The sequence below is a fragment of the Micromonospora sp. NPDC085948 genome (assembly GCF_040686315.1).
In the GTDB taxonomy this organism is placed as follows: Bacteria; Actinomycetota; Actinomycetes; order Mycobacteriales; family Micromonosporaceae; genus Micromonospora.
Map to the genome: position 1 here is coordinate 85,506 of NZ_JBFBJW010000017.1, position 16,080 is coordinate 101,585.

General features: G+C 67.3%; 14 protein-coding genes. 7 read left to right on the forward strand and 7 right to left on the reverse strand.

Annotation, left to right across the window (positions count from 1 at the left end; genetic code table 11):
* Positions 1-80: 80 nt before the first annotated feature.
* The 3 genes from AB0O48_RS30515 to AB0O48_RS30525 all read right to left on the reverse strand — a co-directional run bounded on the left by AB0O48_RS30515 (position 81) and on the right by AB0O48_RS30525 (position 2,444).
* Positions 81-794 (reverse strand): sulfotransferase domain-containing protein, encoded by a 714-nt coding sequence (locus tag AB0O48_RS30515; RefSeq protein ID WP_365069411.1) that lies wholly within the window; start codon positions 792-794, stop codon positions 81-83.
* A 338-nt stretch (positions 795-1,132) separates the two neighbouring features.
* A complete protein-coding gene (locus AB0O48_RS30520; RefSeq protein ID WP_365069412.1) occupies positions 1,133-1,306 on the reverse strand; it encodes a hypothetical protein in 174 nt (57 codons plus the stop codon).
* Positions 1,307-1,799: 493 nt separating this feature from the next.
* The gene (locus AB0O48_RS30525) at positions 1,800-2,444 is read right to left on the reverse strand and encodes a hypothetical protein (protein WP_365069413.1); all 645 of its coding nucleotides are present in this window, start codon (positions 2,442-2,444) and stop codon (positions 1,800-1,802) included.
* Positions 2,445-2,971: 527 nt separating this feature from the next.
* On the opposite strand from AB0O48_RS30525, the gene AB0O48_RS30530 reads away from it, so the two are divergent.
* Positions 2,972-3,799: a phosphotransferase gene (locus AB0O48_RS30530; protein WP_365069414.1), complete on the forward strand. Its 828-nt coding sequence runs from the start codon at positions 2,972-2,974 to the stop codon at positions 3,797-3,799.
* Positions 3,800-4,267: 468 nt separating this feature from the next.
* Here AB0O48_RS30530 and AB0O48_RS30535 read toward each other — a convergent pair whose 3' ends face one another.
* The gene (locus AB0O48_RS30535) at positions 4,268-5,209 is read right to left on the reverse strand and encodes a hypothetical protein (RefSeq protein WP_365069415.1); all 942 of its coding nucleotides are present in this window, start codon (positions 5,207-5,209) and stop codon (positions 4,268-4,270) included.
* Between the two features lie 244 nt (positions 5,210-5,453).
* Positions 5,454-5,996 carry a hypothetical protein gene (locus AB0O48_RS30540; protein ID WP_365069416.1) on the reverse strand — a complete coding sequence of 181 codons (543 nt, stop codon included), beginning with the start codon at positions 5,994-5,996 and terminating at the stop codon, positions 5,454-5,456.
* 376 nt (positions 5,997-6,372) lie between these two features.
* Between AB0O48_RS30540 and AB0O48_RS30545 the strand changes: the two genes are divergently transcribed.
* On the forward strand, positions 6,373-7,611 hold the full coding sequence (locus tag AB0O48_RS30545) for an IS110 family transposase (RefSeq protein ID WP_365069417.1): 1,239 nt from the start codon (positions 6,373-6,375) through the stop codon (positions 7,609-7,611).
* Between the two features lie 239 nt (positions 7,612-7,850).
* Here AB0O48_RS30545 and AB0O48_RS30550 read toward each other — a convergent pair whose 3' ends face one another.
* Positions 7,851-8,747: a pentapeptide repeat-containing protein gene (locus AB0O48_RS30550; protein ID WP_365069418.1), complete on the reverse strand. Its 897-nt coding sequence runs from the start codon at positions 8,745-8,747 to the stop codon at positions 7,851-7,853.
* A 407-nt stretch (positions 8,748-9,154) separates the two neighbouring features.
* On the opposite strand from AB0O48_RS30550, the gene AB0O48_RS30555 reads away from it, so the two are divergent.
* Positions 9,155-9,535: an Lsr2 family protein gene (locus AB0O48_RS30555; protein ID WP_365069419.1), complete on the forward strand. Its 381-nt coding sequence runs from the start codon at positions 9,155-9,157 to the stop codon at positions 9,533-9,535.
* Positions 9,536-9,692: 157 nt separating this feature from the next.
* On the opposite strand, the gene AB0O48_RS30560 is transcribed toward AB0O48_RS30555, so the two are convergent.
* On the reverse strand, positions 9,693-9,935 hold the full coding sequence (locus AB0O48_RS30560) for a hypothetical protein (RefSeq protein ID WP_365069420.1): 243 nt from the start codon (positions 9,933-9,935) through the stop codon (positions 9,693-9,695).
* 675 nt (positions 9,936-10,610) lie between these two features.
* Here AB0O48_RS30560 and AB0O48_RS30565 point away from each other — a divergent pair.
* The 4 genes from AB0O48_RS30565 to AB0O48_RS30580 all read left to right on the forward strand — a co-directional run bounded on the left by AB0O48_RS30565 (position 10,611) and on the right by AB0O48_RS30580 (position 15,892).
* Entirely contained in the window at positions 10,611-11,171 is a 561-nt protein-coding gene (locus AB0O48_RS30565) for a hypothetical protein (protein WP_365069421.1), read from the forward strand.
* A gap of 397 nt (positions 11,172-11,568) precedes the next feature.
* Positions 11,569-12,114, forward strand: coding sequence for a hypothetical protein (locus AB0O48_RS30570; protein WP_365069422.1), 546 nt, complete (start codon positions 11,569-11,571; stop codon positions 12,112-12,114).
* A gap of 94 nt (positions 12,115-12,208) precedes the next feature.
* The gene (locus AB0O48_RS30575) at positions 12,209-13,348 is read left to right on the forward strand and encodes a DUF932 domain-containing protein (protein WP_365069423.1); all 1,140 of its coding nucleotides are present in this window, start codon (positions 12,209-12,211) and stop codon (positions 13,346-13,348) included.
* 843 nt (positions 13,349-14,191) lie between these two features.
* Positions 14,192-15,892 carry a ParB N-terminal domain-containing protein gene (locus AB0O48_RS30580; RefSeq protein ID WP_365069424.1) on the forward strand — a complete coding sequence of 567 codons (1,701 nt, stop codon included), beginning with the start codon at positions 14,192-14,194 and terminating at the stop codon, positions 15,890-15,892.
* The last annotated feature ends 188 nt before the right edge of the window (positions 15,893-16,080 follow it).

The following is a 16,080-nucleotide window of genomic DNA, read 5'->3' on the forward strand; positions in this document are numbered from 1 at the left end:
GCCTAGCCGTCAGTACCGGATTCAGTGCTTGTACCGCTCGCCGACAACCCACGAATCACCCTCGCGCTGGCCGCGGACGCTCACGTTCGTTGCGAGCCGTCCGCCCTCGTCCCGTAACCGAGTAGCTGCATCGCGGCCACGTTGTCGGGTTGGGCCCAGAAGAGCTGGTGTAGCCCGTCGGGCAGTTCGTCGCGATGGGTGTTGGTGAGCCCCCTACGGAAGAAGCGGTCATCGGCCTGCTGAAGCTCGGTGAACGACGGGATCTGGACGTCGGCGACGGGTCGGAGCTCGTGCGCCAACGTTTGGACGACTCGTTCCACAGCAGCTCTCGGCTTCTGGGCAAGTTCTTCGTACCTCAGCACCACTCGGTGAGGCGCCGGCGGCAGCAGCCAACTCAGCACGTTGCGTCCCCAGCTGCCGGTTCCGACCTCGTCCCGCCGGGTGATCATGGCGTGCAGCACGCTCTCGAATCGTGCAGCGTCTGCCTCGCTGGCCAGACGCGCCCACGAGACGAGCGCATCGCGCCCGTCCCGGACGAGGCAGAAGGCTTTGTCCGCTTCATCGACCTGGTCGTCGCGCTGTCGGTGCGTCTTGACGAAGTGAACCTCTGTCGAGTCACGCATGGCTTGAATCGCTGCAGGGCGTTCGGTGAAGCCGACCAGATCGGAACCCAGACGTTCGGCCACGCCATCGACGTCATAGACGACGGATGTCCTTACGCCGTAGAGCCGATTGAGGACGATCCGAAGGAAGGTGTTACCTGACCGGGGAAAGGAGGACACCCACACGATCACCCAACCAGGGTAGCGAATTATCTCGCTCACACGGTTCACCATGACCTCGGCACTGCCTTCTGCGCCGATCTGTCGGGACATGAATCTCGACTGGCGTCGATCTAGGCTGCGCCAGTCTCGATCGTGGCGAGTTGTCGCGCGTCGCCGGCCCCACCGCCGCCGATTGGGACTACTCTTCGCCTCCGTCGCCCGCCGACGCCACTGGACTCTGCTCTCCCCCGAACGGTCCGTTCGACAGCCGACCCCGCTTGAGGCTGGCTACACGCTCCCAGCGCCCCACCAGCGTGGCGCCGAGGTGTCCCGCCGCACCCAGCGGCGGGACACCACCCAGTACGGGACTAATCGATGTCGCAGTCGTCGTAGTCGTCCGGGTCTTTCGCATCATTGCGGTCGGCCGCCTCCTGCGCCCGGTCGCCAAACCCGCTGGTCGCGGTCGGCGAGTCGGGATCGCGGTCGGCGGCCGCGCTGATGCGGTCGGCGGACTCGTGGTCCATCGGCTGAGATCGGGCCATGACGGTTCTCCTCCGTCGGCTCGTGCCCTCGGTTACGCCTGGGGCGACGCGCACCCGGACCGCATGGTGCGGCCGGGTGAACGATCCCGTGGGCTACGTCGGTGCCGGGCCCGCTTCGGCGGGCTGCCCATGCTGGTCACCGCGAGTGAGGCGTTCGGCGGAATCAACCGGAGGTTCACGCCGTCACACAGCCGGCTGAGGAATGCCGGTCCCATCAATGCCCACCAGGCTACGCCAGTCGCGGGCGAGGCATGAGCGCCAGGCCGTCGCCCCGTGCCGATGCTCCGGTCGGCGCGGGGGTGCGGCCTTGCCCACGGGCCGGGTCGACCCCACCTGCACGTGGCCGTGGTCAACACCCCCGCCGACGGCCGGCCCAGTCTTAGCAAACACGCGGGGCCCGGAAGCCGCCAACGCGTTGCCTGTGGGCACCTGACTGCCGGTGGATGGCTGCCTGATCTTGCAGCTCTCTGGTACGCCCCCCAAGCGTCTGCGGCTACCGGCCGTCGAAGGGAAGTCGGCGAAGCGAACGAGATTCAGTCGCTGGCTCGGGCGGCCTGCTGACCTGGGACGAGTAGGAGCGGTGCCACGTCCGTGGGCCGCCGTCCCCCTCGTGGCATTCGAAGTCAAGACGCACGTTCAGCGGCGTCGAGGCCTCGTACTTGAGCATCAGGACGACTGTGAAGGCCGCTCCGGGCGCAAGATCCGTGCGTGTGACTGCCGCCCGCATGCCGTCCCAACCGCCGGCCACCCTGTTGACGAATCCGCGCACGTTCGGCTGGCCGGCCACGCTGATCACCACCGACGCGAGCGGCTTGCCCGATAGGAGCTTGATCGGCACCTCCGCGTACTGCTCATCGTGGACGTGCACCATCCCGGTGGTGACCTCGAACTCAGGACCATCAGCTTCGTCTCGTGCGTCTAGCTCAGACTGGAACTGAAGACGCGCGAGAGCGAGGTGATCCTCGGCGGCCGTGGCTTGCCGTTCCGCCGTGGCAGCGGATTCCCTGGCAGCAATGGCCTGCTCCTTGGCACTCTGGGCCTGGCTTTTCGCGCTGAACGCCTGCCAAACCGCTACGCCGGCCCCGCCAATCGCGAGCAGGGTGGCCCCCCAGGCCCCCACGTCGATGTCGATGTTCACCGTCTGACCTCCACGCCGCGTCGCTACGATCGTGCAGGCTACGGCACATTGTCCAGACGTAACGCTCGCGCTCCGCCGGCTGCCCAGCAACCGTTGTAGCCGATCCGGCAACGGCGACGCGGCTGCGGTGTGACATGGCGAAGGCCTGCACTCACAGCCTCTGTGCCTTCCATTCGGCTCTCCCATTACCTCGTCACTCACCACGGCCCGCTGCGCCTGCCGTCGCCCAACCCAGCAGAGAGCCCACGACGACGACCGCCAGGGCCCGCCGACACAGAGCTCAAGCGATGCGCACCGGAAGTGGGCCGCACTTCGACCGCGACCAACGGACCCCTCCCCCGGTTACCAGGGAGATGGAGGACAGAACGGGCCTGCCTACGCTGCGGCGCGGAACACTTGCTTCCTGATCGCCGAACAGTCCTGAAACGGCGAGGCCAAGTTCGGCTGCCCCAGAGTTCAACTCACCCCACCATCTGACGGGAGAAAAATGATCAATGCGTAGTGCCTGGACGGATCTGCCTGACAACGTGACCGCTGCAATCGCCGAACGGGTCGGTGAATCCTTCGACGTCACCCCGGCCTCCAACGGTGACCACGCGGACATCGCCGCGACAGTCACCGGACCAACCGCGAAGGTCTTCATCAAGGCGGCCTCGGCCGAACTCTGCGTCCGATCACTGCGCTACGAGCTGGCGGCGAGCACGGCCATGGACCGGTACCCGCCGGCGGTCCTCTGGCACTTCGAGTCCGACGACTGGTTGGTGGTGGCGACCGAGCACCTTGCTGGCCCTCACCCCGACCTGTCCCCCGCCAGCCCCGATCTCGACCTCCTCGCCGCGACGCTCAAGGACCTACAGAACACCCGCGCGCCGAACGGCACCTGGTACGACCCGGAGGGCCGGCTCGGGTTCGCGCATCCGCTGATGGCCGGAGAGGGACTCGTGCACTCTGACCTCAACCCGACCAACCTGATCGTGACCGGCAGCGGCCTGCGCATCGTCGACTGGGCTTTCGCGACCAAGGCAGCGCCCTGGGTGGAACTGGCACTGCTGATCCAGTGGCTAATCGGCTACGGTCACACCGCCGGTCAGGCAGAACGCTGGGTGGCGCAATTTCCGGCGTGGGTTGCGACTGATCGCGACGCCGTAGACGATTTCGCGATCCGTAACGCAGCGAAGTGGGCAGGCAAAGCCGAGAAGAGCACCCAGGTGTGGGTACACGACCTTGCGACCTGGACCAGTGAGTGGGCGGCCTACCGCCGGTCGCGGATCCGGGCGCGCTCCCTGGTCTCGCAGCAGCCCGGTGCCGGCGCAGACGCATGCACCCTTGCCTGGAGGGGAACCTCCAGCCGCTAGGGCTCCAGCGCATGCCACGCCGATGCCGGCGGCATCACCGATGCCTTGTTACAACGGGCTGCGGCTCGGATAAGGAGCAGGCGTCGTCTCGCCCGCGCCGCCCACCGGACCGTCCTACATGCCCTGGCCGTCGCGGGCGACAGGCAGGTTACGCAGCCGGCATCGGTGCGAAGTCACTGCATCTGACTGTGCCGGCGGAGCTGACGTCTACGGCAGACGCAGCGGGGGGGGGGGGGAACAACCGAAGCGGCAAAGCGAGGCGCCAGTCTGTTGTCTGGCGAGGGGAGGTGTCCCTGTCAGCCCCCGCTGTCACGTGCTCGCACACTCAAGCGCCGGTAGCCGCAGGCAACGCCGACGCCGACGCTGTCCCAGAACGCGGATGAGCCGTCGATGTGGCAGCCCAGGGTGTGCCAGGCAAACCCCGGGTGATGAGATCCCGGATCGCCGCATCGCGGTACGCGCCGCTGGTCACCGGTCGGCGCCTCGGTCGCTCCAGCGGCCGATGACGGTGTGGCGTACGCCGGCGTCGAGCATCGCGTCAGCCCGGTGTCGGCCGTTGATATACGGAACGACAGCGCCGGACACTTCAGGCTGGATCGGATCGAGGAACAACGTCTCAGCCGCTTCTAACACCCGGCCGTCGAGGCCCTGGGCGCGCAATGCGGTCACGGCGGAGAACATCCGCGCGTTCTCGGGATCATCGGTGGGAGCGCTCTTGAGGGGTTCGGTGTCTGCTCGTGCCAGCGCAGCGACGGCCGCATCTGACGCGGCGGCCCAATCCACGCTGTGGTACCAGCAACAGTCCCTCAGGCTGCGGCGCGGCATCACCTGCCGGACCAGGCGCCGCGACCAGGTTGTTCCGGCCGGCATACACGCCGGCTCGCCGTGCAGGTCCGGACGCGGCAATCCGATCACCGTCGCGACCTCGAATCTCATCCGGGGTTCCACTGGGGCTTCCGGGGCGACAAAGCCACCCCCGCGTCCCACATCGACCGGGCCGCCGACCAGGTGCGCCAGCTCGTCCTCGGTCAACCGCGGTCCCCACCTCGGCGGACTGGCCACCGCGAACGGTCCCGCCACGGTGAACCCGAAGTGGCAGAACCCGAGATCCTTGCCCATCAGCAGCTGATGGGCGATGAAGATCGGCGGCTCCGGCTCGCCCGGGCAGTGCCGCTGCCACACCGCCTCCACGAACCGCTCCGCCCGGTTCATCAGCGACGCGCCCTCTCGGTCGGTCTGCGTCGCTATTGCCACCGGGCGTCGGTTTGGCGCGGTGAATAGCTGCAGCCGCATCGACGACTGCCCGACGGTGAACATGTGCTCGTCAACGGATCGCGTCCGCGCTCCGCCATGCTCACTGACCAGTGCCACGCTCCGCGCGCGTGGCCCCTCATCTCCGGACGCATCCATAGCCGTCACCCTAGGGTGCGAGTGCGACAGCGCCCGCTGTCTGACGAGCGGCGCGGCGATCTCCGGGCAAGCCGAACGGCTCGGTCGCCCTGCCGGTCGGCCACGACGTCTAGGCGATCCACGCGGTCAATGGACGCCGCGGCGCCGCAGGTCGCTGCTGTCCGCAGACCAACGAGTTGGCGGACAGTCGGACTCAGGTGCACGATCCGCGGCCGCCCAGTCAGCCTGGTCCGTCGTGCATGGGTTAGTCGGCGGTAAGCGGCACCGCTGGTGCGCCCTGCTCCACGCACAGCGGCACGCCCGGATAGTGCGCGGTGACCGCGGCGGCGTCGCGTTGTGGGTCACCGACGCCAACGCTGACGCACTTCCCGATCGTCGGTCCCACCTCGTACACGGCCACACCGCGCTGCCGCCAGTAATCCATGTCGGCACTGATCTGCTCGACCCACCGGTCGAGTGCCCGGGCGGAATGCTGGGCGTCGATGAAACGCACCGTGACGTGCAGAGCGAGTTGACGCACCGCCTCGTCGAAACCGGCAGTAGGTATGCGGTGCACCAGCAGCACGCCAGCGGGAACATCGAGGCTCACGTCCGCGTACACGTCGGGCCAACGCTCGCCGAGGCCATCCACGGCGCCGGCGGCGTCGCTAAGCGCATCCTGGGCAGGCCAGTACGACTGCTCCGCGTTCGGCACGCTCGGCACGGCGGACGCCGCCGGTGAGGCGCAGGCGGCAGGCAGGGCCAGTAGCGGCACGATGAGCAGCGCGGGAACACGGCGAGACATCATCGACCTCCTTCGGCGGCACACACCGCCAGACGGACACTACGGATAAAACGAACCAACAGAGGGTGAGACGCACACCAGCCTTCGGCGGTTCCCCGCCCGCCCCGCAAGACCTCCAGATCAGGCCCCGAAACTGCTCAAAGCTCGGGCCCCGCACGCTGCCGGGACGCACGTACCGGGCATGCCGCCCGTGATCGGACGGAGGCTGGGACGGCTGGCGTGACTCGATCTTTGCCGCGAGCCGGTCTAGTGTCCATTCCGGTGATCTTCGGACACCGGCTGGTCGGGTGATGCCCATTGCGATCCTGGGCCGCCGAGCCCTCAAGCGAGACCGTGCGCCCGACCAGCACCACAACCCATTCCCTCGAACGGGACGACCATGAACTACTACGCGGGCCTGGACTGGGGCGAGAGCCACCACGACCTGGCCGTGGTCGACGCCGACGGCCAGCTCATCAGCCACATACGCGTGACGGACGACGCCAGCGGTCTGACTCAACTCCTAGCCGCCCTTACCGCGGTGAAGCGCAGACGACGTTCGATCCCAGTCGGGATCGAGACCAGTCGCGGGCTGATGGTCGCCGGCCTCCGCAAGGCCGGTCAACCCGTCGTCGTGCTCAACCCGACCCAGGTAGCCAACTACCGCAGCCGCCTTGCCCCACAGCGCAAAAAATCCGACCGGGGCGACGCCCGCCTACTCGCGCACATTCTGCGCGTCGACGGCGACGCCCACCGCCCCGCACCGACGTCCTCGCCGCAAGCCAGCGCCCTGCGAGAAGCGACCCGCGCGCACCGACAGGGGAACCACACCGCCGGTCTGCTCGCCCGCCGACTCCGGTCAGTGCTACGCGACTACTACCCAGCTGCGGCGACCGCCTGGGCGCACCTACCCGGCGGGCTGACCAGACCGGAAGCCCGCCTCATCCTGACCGCCGCCCCCACCCCGACACGGGCCATTCGACTCACCACACGTCGGCTGGAGACTCTGCTGGCCTCCGCCGGACGCACCCGCCTCATCACCGCCGAGGCGACCCGCCTCCACGAACTGTTCCACGCCCGCGCACTCCGTCAACCACCCGAGGTAGAAGACGCGATGGGACGTCACGCCGCCGCACTGCTCACGCAGCTCGACGCCACCATCGCCTCAGCCCACACCCTGTGGACACACATTGACACGCTGGCCGAACAGCACCCACAGACACCGATATACCGGTCGTTCCCGGGAATGGGGCCACTACTGGCCGCGCGGCTACTCGCCGAACTCGGCGACGACCCGCACCGATTCCCCACCCCACGCAACCTGCACGCATTCTGCGCGGCAACCCCGATCACCTGGGCCAGCGGCACCTCCCACAAGGTCAGCCACCGCCGCAAAGCCAACCCGATCCTCGCCGAAACCGGCCACCTATGGGCCTTTGCCACCCTCACCCGATCCCCCGGCGCCCGAGCACTCTACGACCGCCGCCGCGCCGCCGGCGATCACCACCCCGCCGCCCTGCGACGGCTCTACGCTCGCCTCCTCGGAAGCTTGCATTACTGCCTGCGCACCGGTAGCAACTACGACGAGGACCGCGCCTTCACCGCCTCAGCCGAACCCGAAACGGAACACGGGACGTAGACCGGAGCCGGGGCAACGCCCAGGATCACCCCGGGCCCACGAGCCCTCGCGCGGGTACGGCGCGCCCCGGCTCCCTTTCCAACACAGGCTCACTCGCCCGCGAAGGCGACCGCAGCGAGCCCGTTCGGTGACCACAGCGGCAACTCAGCCCGCTGCTGCTGCACCGCCCCCCACCCTCCGGCCGCCCCGCCGGTACGTTCAGCGGTTCCGGCTCTGTACGGGTCTGGGAAATTTCAAGATCAGCCGCACTTGTTCATATCTGGAAGCCATGGCGGCGGCACGTCCTGAGCACCCCTCAGGTTGACGCAGGTGCCGAAGGCCGTCTCCATGCCTCGGGCGCCATTCAGGAAGGCATCCTGGAAAGACACCTCAGACAGCGCGGCGCGGTCCAACTGCGCCGCGTCAAGGCGCGCACCGCTCAGGTCGCCGTAGTCAAGCGTGGCGTCGGAAAGATTAGCGGTGACGAGCACGGCGTCGCGGCCGTCAACCCAGGGAACCTGAGCCCATCGGAAATCCGCACCCGACAGCTGTGCCCGTCGGATCCGTGCGCCCTCCATAGAGGCCCGTTGCAGGTTGACGCGCTCGGCATAGCTGTAGGCCAAGTCGGCAAGCGTCAGGTCAGCGGCCTCAAGATTCGAGCCGACGAGGTCAGCGCGGAAGAGTGAGCTGCCGCGGAGGGATGCCTGCATGAAGTTCCCGTCCCTCATCGAGATTCCGCCGAGGTCGACGTTTGTGAGATCAATGAGCGCCGCACCGTCGAATCGGCTGTCTCGACGGCCGATCACGGTGATGGCAGCCTGCACATCGGTTCGCGGTGTGACGCGTGGCGGGCCGCTCGTCTCACTGAACCCGAAGTTCGGCCACACGTACGGCCGGTAGGTCGTCAACTCGGGGTCTTTGCGCCTCGCCGTGTCTCTGACGAAACCGGACAGCACCTCCACCACTGTCGGCTGGTCGGCGGCGGAGTCTCGCATCAGCCGCTCCAGGCTGTATACGGCTCCGAGGCGGACGCTGATCTGCTCCGAGCCCAGCTGCTCCACCGCACGCGCGAAGCGATCGGTTACCTGCCCTTGCTCCTGCAAACGCACCTGCGCATTCGTCGCGTCGACAGAGCGGCCGGTGTAGTAGATCGACACCGTGCTGATGAGAAGTGCCCCGATCGCGGCGACAGCGGTGATCGTGGTTGTGATTCGCTGCGAGCGGGATTCGGGAGTCGGCCGTGTGGTCACGACCTGGACGCGGCGGCGAGGAGGCACGGCCTCATTGCAGCTCACGGGCGCAAGGCCGCCGGCCTGGTACTACGTGGTGCCGCGTAGCCGGTGCCACTCCTCGGCATGTGTGGCGGCTCGGGCGCCTTCGAGTCGTGCCACGCGTGGGACTGGTCGTCCCAGGCGAGGGTGACCCTGTGGAACGGGACGGCCTGCTCTCCGAGGTACGCCTTAAGGATCTCGTCGCAGTGCAGGCCCTCGACTCGCCGCACGTAGCAGCGGCGCGAGAGGTTACTGTTTAGTACACATGCTACAGAATTAGGAAGGATGTGGCGGTGGCTAAGCAGGTCATTCATCAGCTGGTCGACGACTTGGACGGCGGAAGCGCCGACGAAACCATCAAGTTCGCCCTCGACGGCGTTCAGTACGAGATCGACCTATCGGCCGCGAATGCCGCGAAGCTGCGCGACGCCTTCTCGCCGTACACGGCCCACGGCCTAAAGGTGGGACGAAGCGGCGTCGCACGATCCGCGCGAGCCACCCACAGCGCGGCGGGTGTGGGCAGCTCACGAGGTGGCCGTACGGGCGGAGTCGCGAACCGGGATCAGAACAAGGCGATCAGGGACTGGGCCAAGAGGGTCGGCAAGGACATTTCGGATCGAGGCCGGATCCCTCGGGAAATTGTCGCCGAGTATGACGCGACGGCCGGACGCTGATCACCTATTCAACTCTGCATTGACTTCCCGCCCTGGGCTGGCGGGGTGGAAGGCACCGGCACATCTGCAGGTGTGGGCGCGGCGGTGCCTGACCTCGCCGTCTGCCCGCCTCACCGTGCTGCACAAGGTGCCACTTGACTCGCGGCGGCATCGATTTCTAGGGCGGCGTGCCACCTTGCTGTTCGCGCCACCGCCCTGCCGAGTGGGCGCGCAAGAGACGATCGACCATCGCCGCGGCCTCGTCTTTCGAGTCGTACGTCCAGCGCAGCATCTGCCCGGTTTCACTGTCTCCGGTACGAGCTACGACCTTCCATCGCGTCTGACGGATCAACCAGACATCGCGCCGAGTCAGGCGTCCCCAGACGCCGTTCCACCACCGCCTCACGACCTCGTCCGCCACCACGGGATCGTACATGCGTTCGATGGCCGGACGTCAGATGAGACGGTTGGGTGGCGTTGGCCTCGCCGATTGCCCTACGCGCACCCGGAGCAGATCGCCGAACTGGTCGCCAAGACTCTGGTCGACGTGGAGGGGCGACGGAGGAACAACACAGTCTGGGCATACAAGACCACATCTGCAGTTTCCCCGCCTGCTTAGGCAGGTCAGGCCGCCATCAGTCGGCGCCGATAGAGCGGCGCTGCTCGCACGGGGGAACGAGCAGCGCCGTCCCATCGACGATACTTCACCCCCCGAATCACCGCTGCCCTCCAACGAAGCGACCAGTCCCATGCGAAGGCGCGCGACAGCCCCAGCACTCGGACTCCCCATGGCGGCCAACTAGCATGTCGCCGAACCTCTAGCGTGCGTCACGCCAACCGGACTCGGACGCAGTGGCCGCGTCTCGGCTGATGCTGGTCATCCACTCCCTGAGCCGCCTCTTGTCCGGATCGCTTCCCATGACGGTCGTCGACCGACTGCTAACATCGGAACCTCTTCGGCCTCATACCGCGTTCGCGGCGTGAGGTTGGGAACGTTGGTTGCTTCACGCGGCCGGGGGGTTGCCACTTCGTTCGTTCACGGACGTTGTTCCCCCGGCCGTTCCAGCCGCTGGCCACTCGCTGGGCAGGAACAGACATGGAGATCCGGTACATCGGTGGCCGACCACACACCGACATTGCCGGCGCAGCCGAGCTGACCCGCCGGTCCGAGGCGACCGTCCGACTCAAGACATCGCCGAAGCAGCGAGAGCAGGGTTCCGGCTGGCCCGCTCCGGTTAAGCAGGACAAGAAATCATGGTTTCCCGTCGATGAGCTGGAAGACGTCCGAGACATCCTCCTGCCGCAGATCGTCGAGGCGGGGCAAGCACGCGTCCACTGCGTCGACCTCGTCGGCGATCCAGAAGAACTGATCTCCGCGACCGAGTTTCGGAAGATCCTCGGCATCAGCCAAGGGACCTGGGACTACTACGTCGGCCTCAGCAGGGCGGCGTGGGACCGCGGTGAGGATGGCTACCTTCCCCGGTTTGACGCCGAAGAGCCGGCACCCGCACAGGGGATGATCCGATACTGGAAACGCCGCCGAGTGCAGGCGTGGATCAACAGTAGGGCGGGGAAGGTTCAGCGCCCCGAGGGCTGCGAAGTAAGCCAGTCCCCAGGGCAGCAATCGGCGACGTCCGCCCCCACTTCCCGCCACTAGCCCCCGACGCAGTCCTCGTCGTCACTGGGGGTGGAATCGGCCTCCGGCCGATGGCCTCCCGCCGGGTCAGCGTCCCGCCGCTGAACCGCGGCGCCTCGCCGGCGAGGCAGGCTCCGGGATGAATCAGAGCAGCGCCGATTCTTCCCGGCGGCCTGCCCCAAGGGGCACCATGTTCGGGGGTGAGCCGCAAGCCCACACCCCAGGCTTGCCCCTCACCCCCGAACATGGTGGATCGAAGATCAGGCCGCCGGGAAGAATCTTCAACATCGCGCACGGATGCGCAAAACGCACCCCGAGGCAACCCATCCGAATAACACAGACCGCGTTAATCATGTATCATTAAATACATTGACTATGGCAACCGCCGCGCCGAATTGTCCCACCAGAAAGGTGACCCATGCAGCTCGTGCACGTTCAGTTTCCACGCCGCCAACCCGAGGCGCACCGCACCGACTGCACAAAGCCCCGCACTAAGCGTTATCGGCGATCAACCGTCATTCAGAACACCTACGACGTCGCCACTCGCCGCGACCTCATCCTTGCCCTTCACCCGGAGACAGAGCCTACCAACTGGCACCAGCATATCGACTCCCTTGACTTCACCTGCTGGTGCATGTGCGCCGTACGAAGCGAGCCCTACACGAAAGCGCAGTTGATGACACTGAGGCGTCTTCACCTCCACAGCAGCCTGTCTAACGTACTGCGCCACCTCGACCTCAGCCAGATGCGCAGCGGCGAGCTGGCGGAGCTAGCTGCAGATGCCAACGACACCACACTTATCGAAGCTCTTGAGGCTATCCATGCGGCAACCGCCACGCTGCGGCAGGCGCAAATGCACCTCATCCCAGACCCCTCGCGAGCCCTCCCATCGCCCGCCGCCGGGTCAACGGAGAGCGATGCCCTTGCCAACCAAAAGACCCTTCGGGAGATCGGTTCCGACTAGACGCACAGCATTGAATCATGTATCATTAAATACATGAGGGAGGGGCGGCAACCCCCGACCGAATGCCAACGATTCCCGACCGAAGGAAATCACCGTGAGCGAAACGCTCGGCACCATTCCCCTGACCGCCCGACACGCCAGCCTCGCAGATCTGACCGCCATCCTCAACGAGCAGCACAGCCACAAGCTCGACATCGTCGCCGGCACCGGAATGCTGCGCGCCGAAGCCGGCCAACTGCGCATCACGGGCGCAGAGCCGATCCTCACCGACACCGGTGTCACCCCCTCCGATGGGCTGTACCTGCCCACCGAAATCGGCGACGCTGGAATCGGCGAAAAGCTCGGCATCCCCACCGGCTACCTGCGCAAGACCCGCGCCCAGGCCCTGCACCTCTACGACGCGAACGTCAACGGCTGGCTTGATCTCCAGCACGGGAAGCGATACCTCGCCCGCTGCCTGTCCGATGGCAACGGCGGCGGAGTCCTGCGCGCCTTCCTCAGCGATGGGTACAAAATCATCGATCACCTTGACGTTCTGATGTCGGTGTTGTCCGGCATCCGCGAGTCCGGGTTGCGGGTGGAGTTCGCGTGCGACCTGAGTGAGCGGCGCATGGTCGTCCGGGTGCACTCCGAGGCCATCAGGTCGCTTGCCCCCACCCTGCTGCGCAACTACCGCAGCCCATTCACCGGGGCAACCGGCGCAGACAATCCAACCGTTTTCGCGGGAATCGTCTTCGCCAACAGCGAGACCGGCTCTGGCGCAATGAGCGTTACCCCTCGCATGGTCGTGGAGGTTTGCGACAACGGCGTCACCATCACCAAGGACGTGCTTCGCGCCGTGCACCTCGGCGCGAAGATGGACGAGGGCACGATCCGGTGGAGCAACGACACCCACGAGGCAAACCTCAACCTCATCGGCAAGCAGGCCCGCGACGCCGTGCGCCGCTTCCTCGAAGTCCGCTATGTCCGCCGGAAGATCGAGGAAATCGAGGAGACGGCGGGCCGGCGAATCCCCGACCCCGACCACACCATCCGGGTCGTCGGGCAGCGGCTGCGTTTCACTGAGGACGAGCAGCGCCTGATCCTGAACCACTTCATCGACGGCGGGGACCGCACCGCCGGAGGAATGCTGCACGCGGTCACCAGCGCAGCACAGACGCTCAGCGACCCCGACGCCGCGTTCGACATGGAAAGCGTCGGCGTACGTGCCATGGAAATCGCGGCCACGGCCTGACCGGTCCGCCGGGTGCCGCTCTGCCGGCACCCGGCCCACCGGCCGCACCAGCTCACCGACGGCCCGTCCGTGATCTCGGGCCCGCAGCCGGGCGCGCGTCCTGCGCGTGCCGCCTCGTGATGTCCTTCCAACCCTGATGGAGCAACCATGCCCCTGTTCATCGGGCTGCCTCACGGCGTATCGCTACCCCGCAACCTCCCCGAGCCCGACGCTCGGCACCTCGTATCCGTTCTCGCCCGCACCTTCCGTTGGACCGGCCCCCTGTTCGGCCGCATCGAGGTTGAGGCATACCTCCAGGCCCAGGCCGACGACCCGGCCAGCCTCCCCAGCCCGGCGCTGAGCGACGACGACTGGCAGCGCGTACAGGCGACTGCCGCGTGGAGGAGCCTTCCCACCGCTGCCCACCGTGCGATCGCCACGGCGGACATCATCGGTCAGGCCCTTCGGCAAGCCGGCCGATGTTGCGCTGACTGCGACACCCCCATTTCCGGTCCGCCGACCGCCAATTGGGGTCTATGCCCGATCTGCTTGAACCGCGCGGAGATCACCGATCTGCAGTGTCGGCCGTGCCCGGCAGGCGACGGCGCAAGCCCGCACCGCTGGGATGGCGGCACATGCGCTGGCTGCACGATGCCGTCCCCGCCCAGCCGCCCGCACCTCACCGCCCTGCCTACAGCGGCCTGACCGATCGAACGCCGTTCCTTGACAACTCCACAGCGCTCGGCTCGCAGCCCGCCACCGCCACTACCAACAACAGTCCCGCAAGCCCCGGCGCGCTCTGGACGGCAACCCCAGACGCGACCGGACAACCAACACACCCACAGCCCGAAGGGAACACGAACCGTGCTTACGGAAACCGCACCCGCACAGCAGCTCGACCCGCCGGTTGAGACCGAGGCCCCGAACGACCCCCGAGACGCCGCACCCCTGACCGAAGACGGAGCAACCGCTACCGATTTGGGCGTCGAGGAAACCGACGAGGCCCAGGAAGCCCCCGCCCTGCCCGGCCGGCACTGCATGGTCCGGGTCAAGAACATCCAGCCGAACCCCGGCAACGCCCGCGATGATGCGCAGGCCCTGCCCGGCATCGTGCAGAACCTGCACCAGGACGGCGTTCGCGGCCTCCTCTCACCCCTCATCGTCGTCCCGCTCGGACCGGACGAGGACGGCCCGTATCTGATCATCGACGGCGAGCAGCGCTACTGGTCCGCCGTCGAGGCGAACCAGGAATGGATCCCGGTCATCGTGCGCGAAGACCTGGCCGCGAACCGCGAGCAGATCATCAGCATGCTCCGGCAGGTTCACCGCACGGAACTCACCGCCACCCAACAGGCGAGAGCCATCGAACAACTCGCCCTCGACGGCATGAACGACGAGGACATCGCCGAGCGCACCGGCTACCAACCGGAGCAAATCAAGGCCGGCCGGCAACTCGCCACCCTGGACAAGCGCACCGCCGAGCGCACGCACACCCTCGGGCTCGACCTCACCCAGGTCGCCGCGCTCGCCGAATTCGCCGACGACCCCGACCACGTCGAAGCCCTGCTAAAGGAAGCCGAAGAAGGTCCATTCGCGTTCGCCCGCGCGGTGGAGCACTATCGCGGCACCCGCGCCGCCGTCGCCGCAGAGGCGGCCCGCCGCGCCGAACTCGTCACCGCCGGGGTGACGCTGCTGTCCGAACACCCTCGCTACAACGACCCCAAGATCAAGGAAGTATCCGACCTGCGCGACGCGGAGGGCAACCGCGTCGACGCCGAGGCGCACAGCGACTGCCCCGGACACGCTGTGCGGCTTTTTCTCGCCTACGACGACCGGCTGTCGGAGACGAGCTATTGCACTGACTGGCGCAAGTACGGCCATGCCCTTCCCGCCCACGCTGTGACCTCCACTCGCAGCGGTCCCATGACCGAGGAGGAGAAGGCGGAACGGCGGCTGGTCATCGGGAACAACAAAGCCATGGAGATCGCCAACACGGTCCGCCGCGAATGGTTGGCCACGTTCCTGACCGCCAAGACCCCACCCAAGGGCACGGCGAAGCTGATCGCGGAGATGCTGGCCGACTCCGGTTACATCCTCTCGACCTGGGTCAACGGCGGCCGGAAAATGCTCGACGACCTTCTGTCGCCCGGCAAGGCCAAGCGGCCCGGCACCAAGCGCGTTCCCGCGCGGGGCGTCAGCGACGGCCGCTACTCCGTCATCTCCCTCGCGGCCATCGCCGCCGCCAACGAAAGCTGCATCACCCGATCCTCGTGGCGGGCACCCGACCCGGCAGTCGGCAAGTGGTTGCAGTGGTGCGTCGCTAACGGCTTCCAGGTCGGCGAGGTCGAACAGCTCATCATCGACGCCACCGCCAGCCGCACGAAGCAGCGCGCCGGCCTCAGCGTCGTCGCCGCCCCAGAGCCCGACGAACTGCTGATCGGAGGCGACGCCGACACCGTCGACAGCAGCAGCGCGGACGGACCGGACGAGGGGCCAACCCGCGCCCTCCGGGACGACAGCGACAAGCCCTCGGGCTCCGAGCTGGAAAGCACGCTCGCCGCATAAGCCTGCCGGTCGGGGGCCATATCAGGCCCCCGGCCGGCACGGCCACCAAGGCCGCGACAGCCCTGCCCCACCACTGGTCGTTCTCCGGCCAGCACCGCTAGACCTCACGCGCGGTGCCAGAGCCGGGGCGCATCGAGCGCCCCGGCTCCGACAAGGGGCGCTCACGCGCCGCCCCCTCGCCTCCCCCG